Source organism: Aquipseudomonas alcaligenes, assembly GCF_003205495.1.
Lineage (GTDB): Bacteria > Pseudomonadota > Gammaproteobacteria > Pseudomonadales > Pseudomonadaceae > Aquipseudomonas > Aquipseudomonas alcaligenes_B.
Genome location: NZ_QJRX01000004.1, coordinates 138,414 through 160,463, shown reverse-complemented (window position 1 = coordinate 160,463; position 22,050 = coordinate 138,414). Strand labels below are relative to the sequence as shown.

Genomic DNA, 22,050 nt, shown 5'->3' with positions numbered 1-22,050 from the left:
GCGCGTTTTTTTGTGACTGGAAGGTCCTTCTGCCGGTGTGAGGTTAAGGGCTCGACTTGCCAGTCGTAGGGCGGGCGCTATCATGGCGCCCGCTGACCCATTCGGGTGATTTCTACACAGGGCAAGTCATGACAGATCAAGCAAGCACCCTTTATGCCAAGCTTCTTGGCGAAACGGCCAAGATTGCCTGGCAGGAGCTGCAGCCCTTCTTCGCCCGCGGCCAGTTGCTGTGGGTCAGTCCCGCGCTGGATCTGGTCGAGGTCGCGCAGGCCGTGGCCGAGGATCAGGGTGACAAGGTCGCCGCCTGGCTGCAGGCGGGGCAGGTGGCCAAGGTCGATGAACCCCAGGCGCAGGATTACCTGGAGCGGGACCCGGAGCTATGGGCCGTGGTGGTGGCGCCCTGGGTGCTGATCCAGGAGCGTGGTGCTGGTGCAGCGTTGCACTGATCGAGGTCATTTGCGCGCGGCAATGCTGGACTAGAATGAGCTTTCCGACCAGCAAGGAGAGCCGCCATGTTCGAACCGGGGCATTTGCACAGGGCCAGCCTGCCAGGCCAGATCGATTACGCCGTGGACCTCTTCTATGAAGTGCGCCACGATCCCCAAGAGGGGCAGATGGTCCACTTCCGCATGGAGGGGCAGATACTCGGCCGGGCGTTCAAGGACGAGTTCTCCCTGCATCGCGACACCGCCTTCAACTTTGCCAGCGTGGCCAGCCGGGTCGCCGCCAAGCACGGTCTGCCGACCAATCACTCGTTGATCATGCGCGGCCACGACGAGTTCGATCGGATGTTCGTGGACATTCGCAACAAGCTGGGTGCCAAGCCGGGTGAAGCGGTGAACTTCGATCATCTGGAAAAAGATGGGCTCTGACCCAGGCATCGCAACAGAACAAGCCCCGCACCTGCGGGGCTTGTTCTGTTGTGGGGGAAGCCGGGCCGGTAACACCGTGTGGAAACAAGGGGGGGCCGGTTTTCACCCGGGATTTTGGATTTGGCTCCGCGACCTGGACTCGACGGCGCCAGCCGAACGCGCTTCAGCGCGGCCCCGAAGGGGTGAGGCCCTTGGGCCGAATAACCGGGGACGCAGTCCCTGGTGAGAGTCCGGCAGGCAATAAAAAAGCCCCAGGCTTTCACCTGAGGCTTTTGAATTTGGCTCCGCGACCTGGACTCGAACCAGGGACCCAATGATTAACAGTCATTTGCTCTACCGACTGAGCTATCGCGGAACAGCGGTGCGTATCCTACTGATTAAAAAGGGGAAGTCAACACCCGGAGGGCGACTTCCCCGATTTGTCTCAGAGCACCTGGACGATGGCGCGGGTCACCGCATCCAGATTGTTGCGGTTCAGCGCGGCGACGCAGATGCGACCGGTGCCGACGGCGTAGATGCCGAACTCGGTCTTCAGGCGCTCGACTTGCTCGGCGGTCAGGCCGGAGTAGGAGAACATGCCGCGCTGGCGGGCAACGAAGCTGAAGTCGCGCTTGGCGCCGAGGGCGGCCAGTTGCTCGACCATGGCCAGGCGCATGTCGCGGATGCGCTGGCGCATCTCGCCCAGTTCCTGCTCCCACAGCGCGCGCAGCTCGGGGCTGTTGAGCACGCTGGCGACCACGGTGGCGCCGTGGGTCGGCGGGTTGGAGTAGTTGGTGCGGATCACGCGCTTGGCCTGCGACAGCACGCGGCCGGCTTCGTCCTTGTTGGCGGTGACGATGGACAGCGCGCCGACGCGCTCGCCATACAGCGAGAAGGACTTGGAGAACGAGCTGGACACGAAGAAGGGCAGGCCGGATTCGGCGAACAGGCGCACGGCGAAGGCGTCCTGGTCGATACCCTCGCCGAAGCCCTGGTAGGCGATGTCGAGGAAGGGCACGTGCTCGCGCTCGCGCAGCACTTCCAGCACGGCTTTCCAGTCGTCCAGGCTTAGGTCGACGCCGGTCGGGTTGTGGCAGCAGGCATGCAGCACGACGATGGAGCGTGCCGGCAGGTTCTGCAGGTCTTCCAGCAGGCCGGCGCGGTTCACGCCGTTGGTCGCGGCGTCGTAGTAGCGGTAGTTCTGTACCGGGAAGCCGGCGGACTCGAACAGCGCGCGGTGGTTTTCCCAGCTCGGGTCGCTGATGGCGACCACGGCGTTCGGCAGCAGGCGCTTGAGGAAGTCGGCGCCGGTCTTCAGTGCGCCGGTGCCGCCGACGGCCTGGGTGGTGACCACGCGGCCTTCGGCCAGCAGGGCGGAGTCGGCGCCGAACAGCAGCTTCTGCACGGCGCTGTCGTAGGCGGCGATGCCTTCGATCGGCAGGTAGCCGCGTGGCGCGTGGGCCTCGATGCGTGCCTTCTCGGCCTCGGCCACGGCGCGCAGCAACGGAATTCGCCCCTCCTCGGTGAAGTAAACGCCCACGCCCAGGTTGACCTTGTTCGGACGGGGGTCGGCGTTGAAGGCTTCATTCAGGCCCAGTATCGGGTCGCGCGGCGCCATTTCGACGGCGGAGAACAGACTCATGATTGCGGCGGTCTCGGAGAGGAGAAGGTTGGGATGCGGCAACGCCCGCTAGGGGTTGCATAAAGGGGCCGCTATTATAGCCACCCCGGTTGTGCGCGGCGACAGCGCCAGCGCGCAATTCCAAGCTTTGACGCTCGCCGCGGCGGCGCGTCACAGAGGATCGATCATGTCGCAGTTTCAGCTCGTCACCCGCTTCAAGCCTGCCGGCGATCAGCCCGAGGCGATCCGCCAGATGGTCGAGGGCCTGGAGGCCGGCCTGTCGCACCAGACCCTGCTGGGCGTGACCGGCTCGGGCAAGACCTTCAGCATCGCCAACGTGATCGCCCAGGTGCAGCGGCCGACCCTGGTGCTGGCGCCAAACAAGACCCTGGCGGCGCAGCTGTACGGCGAGTTCAAGAGCTTCTTCCCGAACAACTCGGTGGAGTATTTCGTCTCCTATTACGACTACTACCAGCCGGAGGCCTATGTACCGGCCTCGGACACCTTCATCGAGAAGGACGCCTCGATCAACGACCACATCGAGCAGATGCGCCTGTCGGCGACCAAGGCGCTGATCGAACGGCCGGACGCCATAGTCGTCGCCACCGTCTCCTCCATCTACGGCCTGGGCAGCCCGGAGGAGTACCTGAAGATGGTGCTGCACATCGACCGCGGCGACAAAATGGACCAGCGCGCGCTGCTGCGCCGCCTGGCCGAGCTGCAGTACACCCGCAACGACATGGACTTCGCCCGCGCCACCTTCCGTGTGCGCGGCGACGTGATCGATATCTTCCCGGCCGAATCGGACCTGGAGGCGATCCGTGTCGAGCTGTTCGACGACGAGGTGGAGAGCCTGGCGGCCTTCGATCCGCTGACCGGCGAGGTGATCCAGAAGCTGCCGCGCTTCACCTTCTACCCCAAGAGCCACTACGTGACCCCGCGCGAGACCCTGCTGGAGGCGGTGGAGCACATCAAGGTCGAGCTCAAGGAGCGCCTGGACTACCTGCGCACCAACAACAAGCTGGTGGAGGCGCAGCGCCTGGAGCAGCGTACCCGCTTCGACCTGGAGATGATCCTCGAACTGGGCTATTGCAACGGCATCGAGAACTACTCGCGCTACCTCTCCGGCCGCGCGCCGGGCGAGCCGCCGCCCACCTTGTACGACTATCTGCCGGCCGAGTCGCTGCTGGTGATCGACGAATCGCACGTCACCGTTCCGCAGATCGGCGCCATGTACAAGGGCGACCGCTCGCGCAAGGAAACCCTGGTCGAGTACGGCTTCCGCCTGCCGTCGGCGCTGGACAACCGGCCGATGCGCTTCGAGGAATGGGAGGCGGCCAGCCCGCAGACCATCTTCGTCTCCGCCACGCCCGGCCCCTACGAGGCCGAGCACGCCGGTCGGGTGATCGAGCAGGTGGTGCGCCCCACCGGCCTGGTCGACCCGCAGATCGAGGTGCGCCCGGCGCGTACCCAGGTCGACGACCTGCTGTCGGAAATCCGCAAGCGCGTGGCGGTCGAGGAGCGGGTGCTGGTCACCACCCTGACCAAGCGCATGGCCGAGGACCTCACCGACTACCTGGCCGACCACGACGTCAAGGTGCGCTACCTGCACTCGGACATCGACACGGTGGAGCGGGTGGAGATCATCCGCGACCTGCGTACCGGCGCATTCGACGTGCTGGTGGGTATCAACCTGCTGCGCGAAGGCCTGGACATGCCCGAGGTGTCGCTGGTGGCCATCCTCGACGCCGACAAGGAAGGCTTCCTGCGCAGCGAGCGCTCGCTGATCCAGACCATCGGCCGCGCCGCGCGCAACCTCAACGGCAAGGCCATCCTCTATGCCGACAACATGACCGGCTCGATGGAGCGCGCCATCGGCGAGACCGAGCGGCGGCGCAACAAGCAGCTGGCCTTCAACGAGGCCAACGGCATCGTGCCCAAGGGGGTCAAGAAGGATATCCGCGACATCCTCGAAGGCGCCGTGGTGCCGGGGGCGCGCAGCAACAAGCGCAAGGCCGCGGCCAAGGCGGCCGAGGAGAGCGCCCGTTATGAAGCCGAGTTGCGCTCGCCGAGCGAGATCAGCAAGCGCATCCGCCAGCTGGAAGAGAAGATGTACCAGTTGGCCCGCGACCTGGAATTCGAGGCCGCTGCACAGCTGCGCGACGAGATCCAGAAGCTGCGTGACCGCCTGCTGCAGGTCTGAGCTCCTGTAGCCCGGATGCAATCCGGGAAGCGTCCTCGGATTGCATCCGGGCTACAGGGAAGGCGTAGCGTAGCGGTCGAGGCTCGCGGGTTTTACCCGCCCTACGGGGGCTTAGCGCCGTCCGAAGATGATCATCGACACCCCGACCAGCACCGCCGCGCAGGCCATGCCGGCGGACAGGCTCAGGCGTTCGTCGAGGATCAGGTAGCCGAGCAGCAGCGCCACCACCGGGTTGACGAAGGCGAAGGTCGACACCAGGCTCGGCTTCACTTCGCGCAGCAGCCAGAAATAGGCCGGGTACACGCCGAGGCTGACCGGCAGCACCAGGTAGATCAGCCACAGCCAGCCCTGCATGGACAGCGCGCCGAGCTGCACGGCCTGCCAGTCGCCATGCCAGAGTCCCAGGCCGCCCAGCACCAGTGCGCCGATCAGCATCTGCAGGCCCAGCCCGGTGGCCGGCGAGGCAAAGGGCGCGCGCTGGCGCAGCCACCAGGCGCCGACGGCCCAGAGCAGGGTGGCCAGCAGCACCAGGGCGCCGGACAGCCATTGCATGGGGCCGGCCGCTGCGCTCAGGCCGCCGCCCATCAGCAGCACTATGCCGGCGCTGGCGATGGCCAGGCCAAGCACCGCCCAGAGTGGCGGGCGGTCCTGCAGCAGCCACTCCAGCAGCACGCTCCACAGCGGCAGCGAGGCATAGAGGATGGCCAGCATGCCGGTCGGCAGGTGCTGGTTGGCATAGATCAGCGCGCCCTGGCCGACTGCGATCAGCAGCAGGCCACCGATCAGCGCACCGCCCCAGTCGCTGACTTGCACCCGCAGCGCGCCACGCGCCGCCACCCAGAGCAGCGCCAACAGCCCCGCCAGGCAGAAGCGCAGGGTGCCGATGACGAAGGGCGGCAGCTCGCGCAGGAGGAAGTGGTTGGCCAGGTAGGTGGTGCCCCAGCCGATATAGATGACGAGAAAGGCGCCGATCAGCAGGAACGAGCGGTAACGCGAGGCAGGCATGGTGCAACCAGAAGCAGGGTGGCGGGCTCAGTGCGCCGCGCCACCGGTGGCGCCGGCGGGCAGCCTGCGGGTCAGCAGCACGGCGAGCATGCTGATGGCCAGGGCCAGGCCGACGAAATGGAAGGCGTCATTGTAGGCCATGATGCTGGCCTGCTGGTGGGTGATCTCGCTGAGCTTGCCCAGCGCCGCCTGCGGGCTGCCGAGCTGCTCGGTGAGCAGGGCCAGGCGCTCGTCGACCTGCGGGTTGCCCGGTACCAGGGCCTCGCGCAGGTAGTCGAAGTAGGTCTTGGCGCGGCTGTCGAGCAGGGTGGCGAGCAGGGCTATGCCGATGGCGCCACCGAGGTTGCGCAGGATGTTGAACAGGCTCGACGCGGAGCCGGCGTCCTGTGCCTGGATGTAGGCGGTGGCGATCAGCGAGATGGTCACCATGATTAGCGGCTGGCCGAGGGCGCGGATGATCTGGATATGGTTGAACTGCTCGCCGGCGAAGTCCGGGTTGAGTGTGCCGGAGAAGAAGCTGGAGGCGCCGAACAGGGCGAAGCCGGCGGCGCACAGCCACTTCGGCGAGATCACCTTCATCAGCTTGGGCACCAGCGGGATGATGAGCAGCTGCGGCAGGCCCATCCACATGATCACCTCGCCGATCTGCAGGGCGTTGTAGCCCTGGATCTGCGCCAGGTACAGCGGCAGCAGGTAGATCGAGCCGTACAGTCCCAGACCCATGCCCAGGCTGGCGATGCTGGTGAGGCCGAAGTTGCGCTCGCGCAGGATGCGCAGGTTGATCAGCGGGTTGTCGCGCGACAGCTGCAGGATCACGAACAGCACCAGGCTGACCAGCGCCACGCTGCCCAGGCCGACGATCAGCTGCGACTCCAGCCAGTCCTTGCGATGGCCCTCCTCGAGGAATACCTGCAGGCAGCCCAGCCCGAGGCCCAGGGTGACGATGCCGGCGTAGTCGGTGCTCTTCAGCAGCTGCCAGTCCGGCGCCTTCTTTTCCAGACCGTACATCAGGCCGGCGATCATCAGCAGGCCGGGCGGCACATTGATATAGAAGATGTATTCCCAGCCCCAGTTCTCGGTGAGCCAACCGCCCAGGGTGGGGCCGATGGAGGGCGCGAAGGTGGCGGTGATGGCAAACAGCGCCATGCCCTTGGCCCGGTGGTGCTCGGGCAGCTTGATCAGGGTCAGGGTGAAGGCCAGGGGAATCAGCGCGCCGCCGGTGAAGCCCTGCAGGGCACGGAAGACGATCATGCTTTCCAGGTTCCAGGCCAGCGAGCAGAGCAGCGAGGAGGCGAGGAAGCCCAGCGACACCCATACCGCCAGGCGCCGCGCCGAGAGCAGCTGCACCAGCCAGGCGGTGAGCGGGATCATGATGATCTCGGCCACCAGGTAGGAGGTGGAGATCCACGAGCCTTCCTCCAAGGTGGCCGACAGCGCGCCCTGGATGTCCTTGAGCGAGGAGTTGGTGATCTGGATGTCCAGCACCGCCATGAAGGCGCCGAGCATGGCGCTCATCACCGCGATCCAGTCGCGCCGGCTCGGCTCGCCGACCGGGCGGATCAGCGCATCAGCCGCCATGACGGGCGTCGCTGGCGATATCCACGCTCACTTCCACGGACATGCCGGGGCGGATCTTGCCGGCCAGCGGGTTGTCGGCGGCGAAGGTCAGCTTGACCGGGATGCGCTGCACCACCTTGGTGAAGTTGCCGGTGGCGTTGTCCGGTGGCAGCAGGCTGAACTGCGCGCCGGAGGCGGCGAACAGGCTGTCGATGCGGCCCTCGATGGGCGTGTCCGGGTAGGCGTCGAAGACCAGCGCGGCGCTCTGGCCGACCTGCATGCGGCCGATCTGGGTTTCCTTGAAATTGGCCTGCACCCAGATGGCGTCGCTCGGCACGATCGACAGCAGATAGGCGCCGGCTTGCACCACCTGGCCGGTGCGGGCGGAGCGCTGGCCGATGGTGCCGCTGATCGGCGCGCGGATCTCGGTGCGCGCCAGGTTCAGCTCGGCCTGGGCGATCTCCGCGCGGGCGTTGGCGATCTGCGCTTCGAGGCGCTTGACCTCGGCCTGCAGGGCATCCACCTGCTGGCGCTGGGCGGCCAGGTCGGCCTCGGCCTTGGACAGCTGCGAGCGGGCCACGCGGCTGTCGGCGGACAGGGTGGTGACCCTTTCTTCGGAGACGTAGCCCGGCTTGCTCAGGGTCTGGGCGCGGGACAGGTCGATCTGGGTGCGTGCGAGCGTGGCCTGCCCGGCGGCGACATCGGCCTGGCTGGCGGCGATCAGGCTGGCCTGCTGGTCCAGGCGGCTCTGCGCCTGCGCCAGCTCCGCCTCGCGGGTGGCCAGGGCGGCGCGGGCGCGCTCCAGGGCCAGCTGGAAGTCGGCGGCCTCCAGGGTCAGCAGCAGCTGGCCTTTCTCCACCTGCTGGTTGTCGGCCACCAGCACCTGCTCGATGCGCGCGCCCAGCTGGCTGGAGACGCGGGTGATCTCGCCCTGTACGTAGGCGTTGTCGGTGCTTTCGTGGAAGCGTCCGACCAGCAGCCAGTGGCCGAACAGGCCGGCGGCGATCAGGGCGAGGAGGGCGACGAAGACGGACAGACGGCGTTGCAACTGGGCGGGCATGGCGAACTCGAAAGACTGGCAGAGTGTAAGCAAATTTAACAGTGTTGCTGTTAAGTAAGTAGCCGGTAGAATTCGCAAACTTTGTTGCTTATGGGGAACAATAATGGGGCTGGATGATGCCTTGATCTTCACCCGCGTGGTGGAGTGCCACAGCTTCACCCAGGCCGCTCAGAGCCTGGGCATGCAGAAGTCCACGGTGAGCCGGCGCATCGCCCTGCTGGAGGAGCGCCTCGGCGTGCGCCTGCTCAACCGCACCACGCGCAAGCTGCGCCTGACCGAGGTGGGGCAGGCCTATTACGAGCGCTGCCGGCAGATCATGCTCGACTTCGCCGAGGCCGAGCAGGCGGTGATGCAGCTGCAGCAGGCGCCCTCCGGATTGCTGCGGATCACCGCGCCCATCGAGTTCGGCCAGCTGTTTCTGGGCCGGGTGCTGGGCGAGTTCATGCGCCAGTACCCGCAGATCAGTGCCGAGGTGGAGCTGACCTCCCGTGATGTCGATCCGCTGGAGGAGGGGGTCGACATCGCCATCCAGGTCGGCCAGCCGCGCGACTCGACGCTGATCGCGCGCAAGCTGTTCGAGAGTCGCCGCCGCCTGTGCGCCAGCCCGGCCTATCTGGCCCAGCACGGCACGCCGCGCACCGTTCAGGAGCTGGCCGGGCATCGCGCCCTCCACCTGCCGGTGGATTCCCCGCGGCACTGGCCGCTGCTGGGCGAAAACATCGCCTGCCAGCGCGTGCTGGCCTGCAACAACATCACCCTGGCGCGCGAGGCGGCGCTGGCCGGTGCCGGGATTGCCGCATTGCCGGTGATGATCTCCGAGGCGGCCGTGCAGGACGGGGAGCTGATCGAGCTGCTGCCCGAAGCGCGCCTGCCGACTGGCGAGCTTTATGCGGTGTACCCGTCGCGGCGTTTCCAGGCGATGAAGGTCAAGGCCTTTCTCGATTTCCTCATCGCCAGCCTGCCGCAGGCCGGCCTGCTGGAGCCGGCGGGCGCCGGCCTGCTAACATCGCGCCCTTGAACCACTCCTTCGTTTCCGAGACTTGTCATGACCAAAGTCCGCACCCGCATTGCGCCGTCGCCGACCGGTGACCCGCACGTCGGCACTGCCTACATCGCCCTGTTCAACCTGTGCTTCGCCCGCCAGCACGGCGGCGAGTTCATCCTGCGCATCGAGGACACCGACCAGCTGCGCTCGACCCGCGAGTCCGAGCAGCAGATCTTCGATGCCCTGCGCTGGCTGGGCATCGAGTGGAACGAAGGTCCGGATGTCGGTGGCCCGCACGGCCCGTACCGGCAGAGCGAGCGCGGCGCGATCTACAAGAAGTACTCGGACGAGCTGGTCGCCAAGGGCCACGCGTTCCCCTGCTTCTGCTCCGCCGAGCGCCTGGACCAGGTCCGCGCCGAGCAGATGGCGAAGAAGGAAACCCCGCGCTACGACGGCCACTGCATGCACATCTCCCCGGAAGAGGCGCAGAAGCGCATTGCCGCCGGCGAATCCCATGTGGTGCGCATGAAGGTGCCGAGCGAGGGTGTCTGCGTGGTGCCAGACATGCTGCGCGGCGACGTGGAGATCCCGTGGGATCGCATGGACATGCAGGTGCTGATGAAGGCCGACGGCCTGCCCACCTACTTCCTGGCCAACGTGGTCGACGACCACCTGATGGAGATCACCCACGTCCTGCGCGGCGAGGAGTGGCTGCCGTCGGCGCCCAAGCTGATCAAGCTGTACGAGTACTTCGGCTGGGCGCAGCCCAAACTCTGCTACATGCCGCTGCTGCGCAATCCGGACAAGTCCAAGCTGTCCAAGCGCAAGAACCCCACCTGCATCACCTTTTACGAGCGCATGGGCTTCATGCCCGAGGCGCTGCTCAACTACCTGGGGCGCATGGGCTGGTCGATGCCGGACGAGCGCGAGAAGTTCAGTCTGGCCGAGATGATCGAGCACTTCGACCTGTCGCGCGTCTCCCTCGGCGGGCCGATCTTCGACATCGAGAAGCTGTCCTGGCTCAACGGTCAGTGGCTGCGCGAGCTGCCGGTGGAGGAGTTCGCCCGGCGCGTGCAGCAGTGGGCGTTCAATCCACAGTACCTGATGCAGATTGCCCCGCACGTGCAGCAGCGCGTCGAGACCTTCAGCGACATCGCGCCGCTGTCCAGCTTCTTCTTCAGCGGCGGCGTGCAGCTGGATGCCAAGCTGCTGGAGCACAAGAAGCTGACTCCGGACCAGGTGCGCCAGGCACTGCAGCTGGTGCTCTGGGAGCTGGAGGCGCTGCGCCAGTGGGACAAGGAGAAGATCACCGGCTGCATCCAGTTCGTCTGCGAGGGCCTCGGCCTCAAGCTGCGCGACCTGATGCCGCTGATCTTCCCGGCCATCACCGGCAAGGCCAGCTCGGTCTCGGTGCTGGATGCCATGGAAATCCTCGGCGCCGACCTGTCGCGCTTCCGCCTGCGCCAGGCCGTCGAGCTGCTCGGCGGCGTGAGCAATGGCGAGACCAAGGAGTGGAAGAAGCTGCTGGAGGGCTTTCGCGGCTGAGGAGGTTAGGGGTAAGTGATTGTTCTGCCTTCAGAATTTTTTCAGGTTCGATGAAAAATTGTGTTGACAGGCAAATACCTCGCCCCTAATATGCGCCCCGTCCAAGCGACGGGGCTATAGCTCAGCTGGGAGAGCGCTTGCATGGCATGCAAGAGGTCGACGGTTCGATCCCGTCTAGCTCCACCAAATTGCCACCGAACGAATTCCAGCGCGTTCGAGTGAATGAAGGTTTCGTCCCCTTCGTCTAGTGGCCTAGGACACCGCCCTTTCACGGCGGTAACAGGGGTTCGAGTCCCCTAGGGGACGCCACTTCACGCAGTGCCTGCACTGCACGTCGAGAGACGCAAAATCCGGGGCTATAGCTCAGCTGGGAGAGCGCTTGCATGGCATGCAAGAGGTCGACGGTTCGATCCCGTCTAGCTCCACCAATCACTGACAAGGCCAGCCTAGTGCTGGCCTTGTTCTTCGAAGGTTCTGTCCCCTTCGTCTAGTGGCCTAGGACACCGCCCTTTCACGGCGGTAACAGGGGTTCGAGTCCCCTAGGGGACGCCACTTTCTTTCCGCGTTTTGCGGACTTCAAGGGTCATTCTTCGGAATGGCCCTTTTGTTTTTCCGGCATCTGCATTGACGCGACGAGCGGTCCGGGTCGCGGCTTGCGCATTCTTATTATGGTTGTAATATTAAATCCATCATTTGATGGAGGCTGCCATGAGCGACAAGAAGGCCAGAACCCGCCAGCGCATTCTCGGCGCCGCCAGTGCCGCACTGGTTCGGCGTGGTCCGCTGCAGCCGGGCGTGGCCGAGGTGATGGAGTCCGCCGGCCTCACCGTCGGTGGCTTCTATGCCCACTTCGAGAGCAAGGAGGCGCTGATGCTGGAGGCCTTCCGTGACCTGCTCGGGCGGCGTCGGCAGTTGCTCCGGCAGCTCGACGACAGCCAGACGGCCGAGGAGCGGCGGGTGCTGGCCGCGGCCTTCTACCTGTCGCGCAAGCATCGCGATGCCGGCAGCGATGCCTGCCCGCTGCCCAGTTCGCTGGGGGAGGTCAGTCACCTGCCCGAGCCTTTCCGTCTGGTGCTGGTCGAGCATGTCGAGCTGATGGTGGCCGAACTGGCCGGCAGCCCGGAGGAGGCCGACAAGGTGCTGGCCGATCTGGCCCTGATGGTGGGTGGTCTGGCACTGGCTCGCGCACTGGGTGCGGGCGAGCTGTCGGATCGGGTTCTGCGTGCCGCCAAGTCGGCGGTGCTGTGAAAGCGTGCCCGCCTGGCGGGCCTTTGTGAGGAGAAGCGAGATGAGCAGCATGAGCTGGATTCGTGGCTTCAATGCCACTGTTGGTCGCCTGGCCCCGGATCTGGTGGCCAGCAAGATGCACCGGGCCTTCCTCACGCCGCGCGACCTGCCGCCACGCGACTGGGAGCTGCCGCTGCTGGCCGAGTCCGAGCGCATTACCCTGCGCTTCGGCCTGTCCGCCCTGCGCTGGGGCCAGGGCCCCGCGGTACTCCTGCTGCACGGCTGGGAAGGTCGGCCGACCCAGTTCGCCGAGCTGATTCGTGCCCTGGTGCGGGCCGGCTACGGCGTGGTGGCCCTGGACGCCCCGACCCATGGTCGCTCGCCGGGGCACGAGGCCAACGTGGTGCTGTTCGCCCGCGCCTTGCTGGAGGCGGCGGGTGAGCTGCCGCCGCTGAAGGCGGTGATCGGCCATTCCCTGGGTGGCGCCAGCGCCTTGCTGGCCACCCAGCTCGGCCTGCGCACCGAGGCGCTGGTGACCATCGCCGCGCCGGCGCGCATCCTCGGCGCCCTGCGCCGTTTCGCCCACTTCGTCGGCCTGCCGAAGCAGGCCAGGGCACGCTTCGTGCGCATGGTCGAGCAGAGCGCCGGCATGCCCGCCGCGCAACTCGACGTGGCGCGCTATCAGCTGGATTTCCCCGGCCTGGTGGTGCATGCCGAGGACGACCCCATGGTGCCCTACGGCGAGGCGCAGAGCATCCACGCGGCCTGGCCCGGCAGCCGCCTGCTGCCCCTGGAACGGGGCGGCCACAGCAAGCCGCTGGGCGATCCGCGGGTGGTCGAGGCGGTGCTGGAGCTGCTCGGCAGCGCCGACCTGCACAGCGCCGTCAGCCGCCGGGTGCTGGCTGCCACGGTGCTGGCTTCCTGAGCGCCAGGCGCTACGCGGGCGCTAAAACGTTACACTCCCTGCCATGTGCCCACTGTGCCGAAGTTGTGCTTCGCGGCCAGTGGGCGCCGTCACAGCAGCCAATGCCGTTCGCTGAAGGGGAGGTGACATGGGCCTGACGATGGATGTGGTGCTGCAACGCGCCCGCCCGGTGCTGCCGGTGCTGGTGATCGAGGATTGCGCGTTGGCGGTGGACCTGGCACGTGCCCTGTACGCCGGTGGCGTCGAGGTGCTGGAAGTGACCCTGCGCACGCCGCGCGCGCTGGATGCCCTGGCGGCCATTCGCCAGGCCCTGCCGCAGCTGCTGGTGGGCGCCGGCACGGTGATCCATGCCGAGCAGTTCCAGGAAGCGCGCGACGCCGGCGCCCAGTTCGCCGTCAGCCCGGGCTGCACCGAGCGCCTGGCGGCGGCGGCCGACGACTCCGGGCTGCCCTACCTGCCGGCGGTGATGACGCCGTCCGAGGTGCTGCTGGCGCTGGAGTACGGCTATCGCTCGCTCAAGCTGTTCCCGGCCAATGGCGCCGCCAGCGTGAAGATGCTGAAAAGCTTCAAGGGGCCCTTCACCGGCATCCGCTTCTGTCCCACCGGCGGCATCACCGCCGACAATTTGCTGAGCTTCCTGCGCCTGCCCAACGTGGCCTGTGTCGGCGGCACCTGGATCGCCCCGGACAACCTGATCCGCGCCCGTGCCTGGGACCAGATCACCCAGCTGGCCAGCGAGGCCCGGGCCCTGGCCGCCGGCGTGGAGGCCAAGCCATGAGCTGGGATCTGCCCGAGCCCTTCGTCATCGACCTGGTGGTGAATGCCGACGACATCGACGGTCTCGGCCATGCCAACAACGCGGTCTACGTCAGCTGGCTGGAGCGCTGCGCCTGGCGCCACTCGCAGCACCTTGGCCTGGACCTGGCCGAGTACCGCCGTCTGGATCGCGCCATGGCGGTGCTGCGCCACGAGATCGACTACCTGGCCAGCGCCTACGAGGGCGAGGAGCTGCAGATGGCCACCTGGATCGTCGAGTCCGACCACCGGCTGAAGATGACCCGCCGCTTCCAGCTGTGGCGCCCGGCCGACACCACCACCCTGTTGCGTGCGCAGACCACCTTCGTCTGCATCGAGCTGTCCAGCGGCAAGCCCAAGCGCATGCCGACGGAGTTCGTCGAGGGCTATGGGCGCGCGCTGTTGCAGCCCTATCCCCTGGAACTCTAGGCCAGCCATCGCGGCTCACTACTCGGCAGGCCCGGTGCTGGCTACAATCGCCACCCCGTTTTTCGAGACCTCTGCCGTGCAAATCGCCCTGGCCCCCATGGAGGGGCTGGTCGACGAGATCCTGCGCGATGTGCTGACCCGTGTCGGCGGCATCGACTGGTGCGTCACCGAGTTCATCCGCGTCAGCGACCGCCTGCTGCCCGAGGCCGCCTACCGCAAGCTGGCGCCCGAGTTGGCCGAGGGGGCGCGCACCCGCGCCGGCACGCCGCTGCGCGTGCAGCTGCTCGGCTCCGACCCCGCCTGCCTGGCGGACAATGCGGCCTTCGCCTGCAGCCTCGGTGCGCCGGTGATCGACCTCAACTTCGGCTGCCCGGCCAAGACGGTGAACAAGTCGCGTGGCGGCGCCGTGCTGCTCAAGGAGCCGGAGCTGCTGCACGCCATCGTGCGCGAGGTACGCCGCGCCGTGCCGGCCGAGATTCCGGTCACCGCCAAGATGCGCCTGGGCTTCGACAGCCCGGACGGCGCCCTGGACTGTGCCCGCGCCCTGGCCGAGGGCGGGGCGGCCAAGCTGGTGGTGCACGCGCGGACCAAGGTCGACGGCTACAAGCCGCCGGCTCACTGGGAATGGGTGGCGCGGGTGCAGGAAGTGGTCGCCGTGCCGGTCTACGCCAATGGCGAAATCTGGACGGTGGACGACTGGCAACGTTGCCGCGCGGTCAGCGGCGCCGAGCACATCATGCTCGGCCGTGGCCTTGTCTCGCGCCCCGACCTGGCCCGGCAGATCGCCGCGGCGCGTGCCGGCGAGGACGTCGTGCCGATGAGCTGGGACGAGCTGCTGCCACTGCTCCGGGACTTCTGGCGGCAGGCCCGGCGCAAGCTGGCGCCGCGCTACGCGCCGGGGCGTCTCAAGCAGTGGCTGGCCATGCTCACCCGCAGCTACCCGCAGGCGGTGGCGCTGTTCGCCGAGGTGCGCCGGGAAAACGACTGCGCGCGTCTCGATGCACTGCTCGGTGTGGCGCCGGTCGCCAGCGACTAGACCTGTGCCGTGTCGCCGGCCGCCATGCGACCTATTGAAATCCTGCCGACTGTCCACATCTAGGAAATGCGGGATGCCGCAGTCGGGTCCCGCGGTCCACCTACTCGCTGAACTTCAGGAGATACGTCATGAGCACTGCATTTTCCATGGCCCCGCTGCTGCGCCAGTCCATCGGTTTCGACCGTTTCAACGACCTGTTCGAGTCTGCCCTGCGCAATGACGCCGGGACGTCCTACCCGCCCTACAACGTGGAGAAGCATGGCGAGGACGAATACCGCATCGTCATCGCGGTCGCCGGCTTCCAGGAGGAGGATCTCGAGCTGCAGGTCGAGCGCGGCGTACTGACCGTGACGGGGGGCAAGCGCGAGCGCAATGCGGCCGAAGTGACCTATCTGCACCAGGGCATCGCCCAGCGTGGCTTCAAGCTGTCGTTTCGCCTGGCCGATCACATCGAGGTCAAGGCCGCCGACCTGGCCAACGGCCTGCTCAATATCGACCTGGTGCGCATCGTGCCGGAGGAAGCCAAGGTCAAGCGCATCCCCATCGGCGGTCAGCAGTCCGTGCTGCAGGGCTGAGGTTGTCTGATGCGACATGCGAAGGGCACCTGCGGGTGCCCTTCGCGCTTGTTCAGGGCTGCCGCCGGGCGTGCAGCAGCCGGTGGAACTCCTCGAGCGGCAGCGGCTTGCTGAACAGGTAGCCCTGGTACTGGTGGCAGCCCTGTTGCTGGAGGAATTCCAGCTGCTCGGGCTGCTCGACGCCCTCGGCGACCATCTCCAGATTGAGGCTGCGCGCCATGGCGACGATGGCGCGGATGATCTCGGCGTCATTGGGGTCGCTGGTGGCATCGCGGACGAAGGACTGGTCGATCTTCAGCACATCCACCGGCAGGCGCTTGAGGTAGGTCAGCGAGCTGTAGCCGGTGCCGAAGTCGTCCATCGCGAAGCTCAGGCCGAGGCGCTTGAGACGCAGCATCTTGGCGATGGTGTCGTCCAGGTTCTGGATCACGATGCTCTCGGTGATCTCCAGCTTGAGCATCCGGGCCGGCAGCTCGCTGAGCTGCAGGCAGCGCTCGACCCGCTCGACGAAGTCGCCCTGGCGGAACTGCCGGGGGCTGATGTTGACGCACAGCTGGAAGTTGTCGCGGCGCACCAGCTTCTGCTGCAGCAGGCTGGCCACCGCATGGCAGGCCTCGTCGAGGACCCAGGCGCCCACTTCGAGGATCAGCCCGCTTTCTTCCAGCACCTGGATGAACTGCCCCGGCGACTGCTGGCCGAGGGTCGGATGGCTCCAGCGCAGCAGGGCCTCGGCGCCGATCACACGGTCGTCGCGGGCATCCACCTGGGGCTGGAAGTACAGTTCGAACTCGCCGCGGGCCAGGGCCAGGCGCAGGTCGTTCTCCAGGCGCAGGCGCTCGCTGGCCGCTTCCTGCATGGATTTGCGGAACAGCTGGATGGTGTTGCGCCCGGAGTCCTTGGCCCGGTACAGGGCAATGTCGGCGCGCTTGAGCAGATCGGTCGGGTTGTCGCCGTGGTCCGGCAGCAGGGCGATGCCGATGCTCGGCGTCACCTGCAGGCGATGGCCGTCCAGCAGCATCGGCTCGGCCAGCAGGCGGCGCAGCTTTTCCGCCACCAGGCGGACCTGGCGGGTGACCTCGGAACGCTTGCCTTCCAGGCCGGAAATCAGCACCACGAACTCGTCGCCGCCCAGGCGCGCCACCGTGTCCTCCTGGCGCACGCTGGCCTCCAGGCGGGCGGTGACCATCTTCAGCACGGCATCGCCGACCGGGTGGCCGAGGCTGTCGTTGATGTGCTTGAAGTGGTCGAGGTCGAGGAACATCAGGGCGCCGTGCAGGTCGTGGCGCTTGAGCAGGGCGATCTGCTGAATCAGGCGGTCCATCAGCAGGGCGCGGTTGGGCAGGTTGGTCAGCGGGTCGTGGTAGGCCAGGTGCTGCACCTGGGCCTGGGCAGCCTTCAGTTCGCTGATGTCGCGGGCGGTCAGCAACAGGCAGGGCGTGCCATTCAGCTCGATGGGCTCGACCGAGACCTCCACCAGCTGCAGCGCGCCGTTGCGGTGCTGGCCGTGCATTTCCAGGTGATAGACGCGGCCATCGCGGATGATGGCCTCGACCATGCTCGCGCGCTCTTCCGGGTAGGCCCAGACGTTGAGCTCCAGGGCGCTGCGCCCGATCACTTCTTCCGGGCGGTAGCCGGTGAGGCGGCAGAAGCCTTCGTTGACCTCGATGAAGCGCCCGCTGTCACGCTCGGTGATGGTGATGGCGTCGGGGCTGGAATGGAAGGCCTTGGCGAACTTCTCCTGGCTGGCCTTGAGCGCGGCTTCGGCGGCCTGGCGCTCGGTGATGTCGCGGAAGGTGGTGGTGATGCACAGCTGGCGGTCGACGCGGATGAAGCGGCTGGACACCACGCAGGTCAGCTGGTGGCCGCCCTTGGTGCGGAAGCGCGCCACCTCGTTGTTGAGGCCCTGTTGCTGGTTCAGCTTGGCGAACAGTTGGTCACGTTGTCGCTCGTCGACCCAGAAACGCAGCTCCGGGGCGCTACGCCCGACTATCTGCTCGGGCTGCCAGCCGAACACCTGGCAGAAACTGGGGTTGACCTCGACGAACACGCCATCGCGGATGCGCGTCACGCAGATGGGCTCGGGGCTGGCCTGGAACAGGGTGACGAACTTCTCCTCGGAGGAGGCCAGGCGCTGCTCGCGCAGCACTCGCTCGGTGATGTCCATGAGGATTCCGGCCATGCGCAGCGGCTGCTCCTGGCTGTCGCGGTAGAGCTTGGCGGTGCTCTCCAGGTAGCGGGTGTCGCCGTTCTTCAGGCGGGTGCGGTAGGTCACCTGATATTCGCGCTGGATGCCGGCGCAGGCGTCGCGGTAGGCCTGGCGCATGAGCTTCTGGTCCGTCGTCGGGACGCGCTCGAAGAAGTCGGCGAAGGGGCCGTGGTAGGGCTCGGCGGGCAGGCCATGCAGGCTGGCGGCGCGTTCCGAGGCATAGAGCAGGCCGCTGGGAATGTGCCAGTCCCAGGTGCCCAGGTTGGCCGAGTCCAGGGCCAGGGTCAGGCGCTCCTGGCTGTCGCGCAGGGCCAGTTCCTGTTCCTGCTGCTGGGTGATGTCGCGGATCACCCCGAAAACCTGCTTGCGCCCGCTGGCGTCCAGCTGCGGTCGGCCGCTGATCTCCAGCCAGTGCAGGCTGCCGTCGGGCCAGCGGATGCGGTGGCGCAGGGGTTCGACAATCGGCTGGCCTTCCAGCACCTGCCGGAACAGCTGCTGCACCTTGGCGCGGTCCTCCTCGGGGATCAGCTCGATGTAGTCGACGCGCTGTTCCAGCGGATTCTTCGGGTCCAGGCCGAACAGTGCCTGGGCGCCGCGCGACCAGTTGACCTTGCCGCTCTCGATGTCCCAGTACCAGGCGCCCAGGTGCGCGCCGTTGAGGGCGGCGAGCAGGCGCGGCGCATCCTGCCAGGTCTTCTCGAACTCGGCGGGATCGAGGGCGGGGATGTAGGGGAAGGGCGGCTGCTTGGGCGGTCTGGACATCGCGTTCTCGTCCGGCGCTCGGCACGGCCTCGCCACCTGGTGGGAAGGGGCGCTGGAGCGGCATGCAGGCGTCTTTTTTATCGTTATGTCCTCACGTTAGCCGCAGTTTTGCCGTCAAGGCAAGCGGCGTTGCTGGTCGAGCAGGGCCATGAAGGCTTTGGCCGCGTTGGACAGGGTTCGTTCCCTATGCAGGATGTAGCCGAGGCGCCGCTGCAGCTGGATGCCCGGCAGCGGCAGGCGCACCACCTGGTCGTCGAGCATGGTGCGCGGCAGCACGCTCCAGGCCAGGCCGATGGAGACCATCATCTTGATCGTCTCCAGGTAGTTGGTGCTCATGCCGATGTTGGGCGCCAGCCCCTGGGCGGCGAACAGGTTGTTGACGATGTGATGGGTGAAGGTGTTGCCGCCGGGGAACACCGCCGGGTGCAGCGCCACGTCGGCCAGGGTCACCGCGCCGTTGCGCGCCAGCGGGTGCTCGGGGGCGGCGACGAAGTCCAGCGGGTCGTCCCACACCGGCACCGCGTGCACCGGCTCGCGGGTCTCCGGGGCCAGGGTGATCACCGCCAGCTCGGCGCGGCCGTGGAGAATCTCCTCGTAGGCCACCTCGGAGTCGAGGAACTGGATATCCAGGGCTACCTGCGGATGCTGGCGGGTGAAGGCCCGCAGCAGCGGCGGCAGGCGGTGCAGGCCGATATGGTGGCTGGTGGCCAGGGTCAGGCGGCCGCTGACTTCGCCATTGAGATTGGTCAGGGCGCGGCGGGTGTCGTCCAGCACATTGAGGATCTGGTAGGCCCGCGGCAGCAGGGCGCGTCCGGCCTCGGTCAGGTTCACCTCGCGGCCCAGGCGGTCGAACAGGCGCACGTCGAGCTGCTGCTCCAGGCCGGCGATGCGCTTGCTCACCGCTGGTTGGGTCAGGTGCAGGCGCTCGGCCGCCTCGGAGAAGCTGCCGGCTTCGGCGATGGCGATGAAGGCGTTGAGGTTGGCCAGGTCCATGGGTGTCTGCGCTCGGCTCGGTGATTGTCGGTCTTATAGCGCATTGCATTCCGATCAGGAATGCTTGGAATAAAAAATATGAATTGGAGTTATTCGAGCCGAATCCCTAGGATCGCCCCATCAGCAGAAGGGTTATCAGCCCTCGCTCCGCACATGACCTGATCGAGGACATAAGCAAATGGCCGGCAAGACGCTCTACGACAAGCTCTGGGACATGCACGAGGTGAAGCGCCGCGACGACGGTTCGTCGCTGATCTACATCGACCGGCAGATCCTCCACGAAGTGACCTCGCCGCAGGCCTTCGAGGGCCTGCGTCTGGCCGGGCGCAAGCCGTGGCGCGTGGACGCCAATATCGCCACTCCGGATCACAACGTGCCGACCACCAAGGCCGAGCGCCAGGGCGGCCTGGAGGCCATCGTCGACGAAGTCTCGCGTATCCAGGTGCAGACCCTGGACGAGAACTGCGACGACTTCGGCATCCTCGAGTTCAAGATGAACGACAGCCGCCAGGGCATCGTCCACGTGGTCGGCCCGGAGCAGGGCGCCACCCTGCCGGGCATGACCGTGGTCTGCGGCGACTCGCACACCTCCACCCACGGCGCCTTCGGTGCGCTGGCCCATGGCATCGGTACTTCCGAGGTGGAGCACGTGCTCGCCACCCAGTGCCTGGTGGCCAAGAAGATGAAGAATATGCAGGTGCGTGTCGAAGGCCGGCTGCCCTTCGGTGTCACTGCCAAGGACATCGTCCTCGCCGTGATCGGCAAGATCGGCACCGCCGGTGGCAATGGCCACGCCCTGGAATTCGCCGGCAGCGCCATCCGCGAGCTGTCCATGGAAGGTCGCATGACCATTTGCAACATGGCCATCGAGGCCGGTGCCCGCGTCGGCCTGGTGGCGGTGGACGAGAAGACCATCGCCTATGTCGAGGGTCGCCCCTTCGCACCCAAGGGCTCCGACTGGGACAAGGCCGTGGCCCAGTGGAAGACCCTGGTGTCCGACGCCGATGCGCAGTTTGACACCGTGGTCGAGCTGAAGGCCGAAGACATCAAGCCGCAGGTGTCCTGGGGCACTTCGCCGGAAATGGTCCTGGCCGTGGATGAGAAAGTGCCGGACCCGGCGGCCGAGGCCGACCCGGTCAAACGCGATTCGATCGTCCGCGCCCTCAAGTACATGGGCCTGACCGCCAACCAGCCGATCACCGAGATCAAGCTGGATCGCGTGTTCATTGGCTCCTGCACCAACTCGCGCATCGAGGACCTGCGCGCCGCCGCCCAGGTGGCCAAGGGCCGCAAGGTGGCTGCCAACGTCAAGCAGGCGCTGGTGGTTCCGGGCTCCGGCCTGGTCAAGGCGCAGGCTGAACAGGAAGGTCTGGACAAGATCTTCATCGAGGCCGGCTTCGAGTGGCGTGAGCCGGGCTGCTCCATGTGTCTGGCGATGAACCCGGACAAGCTGGGCAGCGGCGAGCATTGCGCCTCGACCTCCAACCGCAACTTCGAAGGCCGTCAGGGCGCCGGTGGCCGTACCCACCTGGTCAGCCCGGCCATGGCCGCGGCCGCCGCCGTGACCGGCCACTTCATCGACGTGCGCGAACTGATCCAGGCCTGAGGAATACTGAGATGAAAGCCTTTACCCAACACACCGGCCTGGTCTGCCCGCTGGATCGCGCCAACGTCGACACCGACCAGATCATCCCCAAGCAGTTCCTCAAATCGATCAAGCGCACCGGCTTCGGTCCCAACCTGTTCGACGAGTGGCGCTACCTGGATGTCGGCCAGCCCAACCAGGACTGCTCCCAGCGCCCGGTGAATCAGGACTTCGTGCTCAATTTCCCGCGCTACCAGGGCGCCAGCGTACTGCTGGCCCGCGAGAACTTCGGCTGCGGCTCGAGCCGTGAGCACGCGCCCTGGGCGCTGGACGAGTACGGCTTCCGTACCGTGATCGCGCCGAGCTTCGCCGACATCTTCTTCAACAACAGCTTCAAGAACGGTCTGCTGCCGATCATCCTCAAGGATGCAGAAGTCGACGAGCTGTTCGCCCAGTGCGAGGCCACCGAGGGCTACCAGCTGACCGTCGACCTGGCGGCGCAGACCGTGACCCGCCCGGACGGCAAGCAGTACCGCTTCGAGGTCGATGCCTTCCGCAAGCACTGCCTGCTCAACGGCCTGGACGACATCGGCCTGACCCTGCAGGACCAGGAGGCGATCAGGGCCTTCGAAGCCAAACACCAGCAGAGCAGCCCCTGGCTGTTCGGCGCGATCAAGTGATTAAGGATTG

19 protein-coding genes and 5 tRNA genes are annotated in these 22,050 nt (G+C 66.7%); 17 read left to right on the top strand and 7 right to left on the bottom strand.

Translation table 11 applies throughout. The features are described 5' to 3' along the window. Positions 1-128: 128 nt before the first annotated feature. Both DMO17_RS08690 and DMO17_RS08685 read left to right on the top strand, forming a co-directional pair. Positions 129-446: a DUF2288 domain-containing protein gene (locus DMO17_RS08690; RefSeq protein WP_110682094.1), complete on the top strand. Its 318-nt coding sequence runs from the start codon at positions 129-131 to the stop codon at positions 444-446. A 66-nt stretch (positions 447-512) separates the two neighbouring features. Beyond that, on the top strand, positions 513-872 hold the full coding sequence (locus DMO17_RS08685; RefSeq protein ID WP_110682093.1) for a DUF5064 family protein: 360 nt from the start codon (positions 513-515) through the stop codon (positions 870-872). Between the two features lie 279 nt (positions 873-1,151). Here the strand turns inward: DMO17_RS08685 and DMO17_RS08680 are convergent. Beyond that, positions 1,152-1,227, bottom strand: a tRNA-Asn gene (locus DMO17_RS08680). Between the two features lie 69 nt (positions 1,228-1,296). Next, a complete protein-coding gene (locus DMO17_RS08675) occupies positions 1,297-2,493 on the bottom strand; it encodes an amino acid aminotransferase (protein WP_110682092.1) in 1,197 nt (398 codons plus the stop codon). A gap of 166 nt (positions 2,494-2,659) precedes the next feature. On the opposite strand from DMO17_RS08675, the gene uvrB reads away from it, so the two are divergent. Next, on the top strand, positions 2,660-4,675 hold the full coding sequence (gene uvrB / locus DMO17_RS08670) for an excinuclease ABC subunit UvrB (protein ID WP_110682091.1): 2,016 nt from the start codon (positions 2,660-2,662) through the stop codon (positions 4,673-4,675). A 111-nt stretch (positions 4,676-4,786) separates the two neighbouring features. On the opposite strand, the gene DMO17_RS08665 is transcribed toward uvrB, so the two are convergent. From DMO17_RS08665 to DMO17_RS08655, 3 genes are read right to left on the bottom strand one after another with little or no spacing between them, the layout of a single operon-like run. Next, positions 4,787-5,680: an EamA family transporter gene (locus tag DMO17_RS08665; RefSeq protein WP_110682090.1), complete on the bottom strand. Its 894-nt coding sequence runs from the start codon at positions 5,678-5,680 to the stop codon at positions 4,787-4,789. 27 nt (positions 5,681-5,707) lie between these two features. Beyond that, positions 5,708-7,258 (bottom strand): MDR family MFS transporter, encoded by a 1,551-nt coding sequence (locus DMO17_RS08660; protein ID WP_110682089.1) that lies wholly within the window; start codon positions 7,256-7,258, stop codon positions 5,708-5,710. Continuing rightward, a complete protein-coding gene (locus DMO17_RS08655; protein ID WP_110682088.1) occupies positions 7,248-8,297 on the bottom strand; it encodes an HlyD family secretion protein in 1,050 nt (349 codons plus the stop codon). Before DMO17_RS08655 ends, DMO17_RS08660 begins: the two co-directional genes overlap by 11 nt. Before the next feature lie 103 nt (positions 8,298-8,400). Between DMO17_RS08655 and DMO17_RS08650 the strand changes: the two genes are divergently transcribed. From DMO17_RS08650 to DMO17_RS08595, 12 genes are all read left to right on the top strand, one after another. Beyond that, positions 8,401-9,315, top strand: a complete 915-nt coding sequence (locus DMO17_RS08650) for a LysR family transcriptional regulator (RefSeq protein ID WP_110682087.1) — start codon at positions 8,401-8,403, stop codon at positions 9,313-9,315. A 27-nt stretch (positions 9,316-9,342) separates the two neighbouring features. Beyond that, a complete protein-coding gene (gltX, locus tag DMO17_RS08645) occupies positions 9,343-10,827 on the top strand; it encodes a glutamate--tRNA ligase (protein WP_110682086.1) in 1,485 nt (494 codons plus the stop codon). A 110-nt stretch (positions 10,828-10,937) separates the two neighbouring features. Next, a tRNA-Ala gene (locus tag DMO17_RS08640) sits at positions 10,938-11,013 on the top strand. Between the two features lie 47 nt (positions 11,014-11,060). Then, positions 11,061-11,136: transfer RNA gene (locus DMO17_RS08635), tRNA-Glu, on the top strand. A 43-nt stretch (positions 11,137-11,179) separates the two neighbouring features. After that, positions 11,180-11,255, top strand: a tRNA-Ala gene (locus DMO17_RS08630). 48 nt (positions 11,256-11,303) lie between these two features. After that, positions 11,304-11,379: transfer RNA gene (locus DMO17_RS08625), tRNA-Glu, on the top strand. 156 nt (positions 11,380-11,535) lie between these two features. Then, a complete protein-coding gene (locus tag DMO17_RS08620) occupies positions 11,536-12,075 on the top strand; it encodes a TetR/AcrR family transcriptional regulator (protein WP_110682085.1) in 540 nt (179 codons plus the stop codon). A gap of 40 nt (positions 12,076-12,115) precedes the next feature. Continuing rightward, positions 12,116-12,979, top strand: a complete 864-nt coding sequence (locus DMO17_RS08615; RefSeq protein WP_110682084.1) for an alpha/beta fold hydrolase — start codon at positions 12,116-12,118, stop codon at positions 12,977-12,979. Positions 12,980-13,106: 127 nt separating this feature from the next. Further along, the gene (locus DMO17_RS08610; protein WP_110682083.1) at positions 13,107-13,757 is read left to right on the top strand and encodes a bifunctional 4-hydroxy-2-oxoglutarate aldolase/2-dehydro-3-deoxy-phosphogluconate aldolase; all 651 of its coding nucleotides are present in this window, start codon (positions 13,107-13,109) and stop codon (positions 13,755-13,757) included. Then, complete coding sequence (locus tag DMO17_RS08605) at positions 13,754-14,203, top strand: acyl-CoA thioesterase (protein ID WP_110682082.1); 450 nt, start codon at positions 13,754-13,756, stop codon at positions 14,201-14,203. Before DMO17_RS08610 ends, DMO17_RS08605 begins: the two co-directional genes overlap by 4 nt. Before the next feature lie 76 nt (positions 14,204-14,279). After that, positions 14,280-15,239 carry a tRNA dihydrouridine synthase gene (locus tag DMO17_RS08600; RefSeq protein ID WP_110682359.1) on the top strand — a complete coding sequence of 320 codons (960 nt, stop codon included), beginning with the start codon at positions 14,280-14,282 and terminating at the stop codon, positions 15,237-15,239. Between the two features lie 128 nt (positions 15,240-15,367). Next, positions 15,368-15,814 carry an Hsp20 family protein gene (locus DMO17_RS08595; protein WP_110682081.1) on the top strand — a complete coding sequence of 149 codons (447 nt, stop codon included), beginning with the start codon at positions 15,368-15,370 and terminating at the stop codon, positions 15,812-15,814. 52 nt (positions 15,815-15,866) lie between these two features. Here DMO17_RS08595 and DMO17_RS08590 read toward each other — a convergent pair whose 3' ends face one another. Beyond that, positions 15,867-18,782 (bottom strand): sensor domain-containing protein, encoded by a 2,916-nt coding sequence (locus DMO17_RS08590; RefSeq protein WP_110682080.1) that lies wholly within the window; start codon positions 18,780-18,782, stop codon positions 15,867-15,869. Between the two features lie 114 nt (positions 18,783-18,896). Next, positions 18,897-19,775 carry a LysR family transcriptional regulator gene (locus tag DMO17_RS08585; RefSeq protein WP_110682079.1) on the bottom strand — a complete coding sequence of 293 codons (879 nt, stop codon included), beginning with the start codon at positions 19,773-19,775 and terminating at the stop codon, positions 18,897-18,899. A gap of 178 nt (positions 19,776-19,953) precedes the next feature. Here DMO17_RS08585 and leuC point away from each other — a divergent pair, with 178 nt between their 5' ends. Both leuC and leuD read left to right on the top strand, forming a co-directional pair. Beyond that, positions 19,954-21,381, top strand: coding sequence for a 3-isopropylmalate dehydratase large subunit (leuC, locus tag DMO17_RS08580; RefSeq protein WP_110682078.1), 1,428 nt, complete (start codon positions 19,954-19,956; stop codon positions 21,379-21,381). Between the two features lie 11 nt (positions 21,382-21,392). Continuing rightward, complete coding sequence (gene leuD / locus DMO17_RS08575; RefSeq protein WP_110682077.1) at positions 21,393-22,040, top strand: 3-isopropylmalate dehydratase small subunit; 648 nt, start codon at positions 21,393-21,395, stop codon at positions 22,038-22,040. Positions 22,041-22,050: the final 10 nt, after the last annotated feature.

Excerpts from the sequence above, each read along its gene's own strand:
- DMO17_RS08590 (WP_110682080.1), bottom strand. The coding sequence starts at position 18,782 with ATGTCCAGACCGCCCAAGCAGCCGCCCTTCCCCTACATCCCCGCCCTC.
- DMO17_RS08690 (WP_110682094.1), top strand. The coding sequence starts at position 129 with ATGACAGATCAAGCAAGCACCCTTTATGCCAAGCTTCTTGGCGAAACG.
- DMO17_RS08620 (WP_110682085.1), top strand. The coding sequence starts at position 11,536 with ATGAGCGACAAGAAGGCCAGAACCCGCCAGCGCATTCTCGGCGCCGCC.
- DMO17_RS08615 (WP_110682084.1), top strand. The coding sequence starts at position 12,116 with ATGAGCAGCATGAGCTGGATTCGTGGCTTCAATGCCACTGTTGGTCGC.
- gltX (WP_110682086.1), top strand. The coding sequence starts at position 9,343 with ATGACCAAAGTCCGCACCCGCATTGCGCCGTCGCCGACCGGTGACCCG.
- DMO17_RS08585 (WP_110682079.1), bottom strand. The coding sequence starts at position 19,775 with ATGGACCTGGCCAACCTCAACGCCTTCATCGCCATCGCCGAAGCCGGC.
- leuD (WP_110682077.1), top strand. The coding sequence starts at position 21,393 with ATGAAAGCCTTTACCCAACACACCGGCCTGGTCTGCCCGCTGGATCGC.
- uvrB (WP_110682091.1), top strand. The coding sequence starts at position 2,660 with ATGTCGCAGTTTCAGCTCGTCACCCGCTTCAAGCCTGCCGGCGATCAG.
- DMO17_RS08650 (WP_110682087.1), top strand. The coding sequence starts at position 8,401 with ATGGGGCTGGATGATGCCTTGATCTTCACCCGCGTGGTGGAGTGCCAC.
- DMO17_RS08655 (WP_110682088.1), bottom strand. The coding sequence starts at position 8,297 with ATGCCCGCCCAGTTGCAACGCCGTCTGTCCGTCTTCGTCGCCCTCCTC.
- DMO17_RS08605 (WP_110682082.1), top strand. The coding sequence starts at position 13,754 with ATGAGCTGGGATCTGCCCGAGCCCTTCGTCATCGACCTGGTGGTGAAT.
- DMO17_RS08675 (WP_110682092.1), bottom strand. The coding sequence starts at position 2,493 with ATGAGTCTGTTCTCCGCCGTCGAAATGGCGCCGCGCGACCCGATACTG.
- DMO17_RS08595 (WP_110682081.1), top strand. The coding sequence starts at position 15,368 with ATGAGCACTGCATTTTCCATGGCCCCGCTGCTGCGCCAGTCCATCGGT.
- DMO17_RS08665 (WP_110682090.1), bottom strand. The coding sequence starts at position 5,680 with ATGCCTGCCTCGCGTTACCGCTCGTTCCTGCTGATCGGCGCCTTTCTC.
- DMO17_RS08660 (WP_110682089.1), bottom strand. The coding sequence starts at position 7,258 with ATGGCGGCTGATGCGCTGATCCGCCCGGTCGGCGAGCCGAGCCGGCGC.
- DMO17_RS08685 (WP_110682093.1), top strand. The coding sequence starts at position 513 with ATGTTCGAACCGGGGCATTTGCACAGGGCCAGCCTGCCAGGCCAGATC.
- DMO17_RS08610 (WP_110682083.1), top strand. The coding sequence starts at position 13,107 with ATGGGCCTGACGATGGATGTGGTGCTGCAACGCGCCCGCCCGGTGCTG.
- leuC (WP_110682078.1), top strand. The coding sequence starts at position 19,954 with ATGGCCGGCAAGACGCTCTACGACAAGCTCTGGGACATGCACGAGGTG.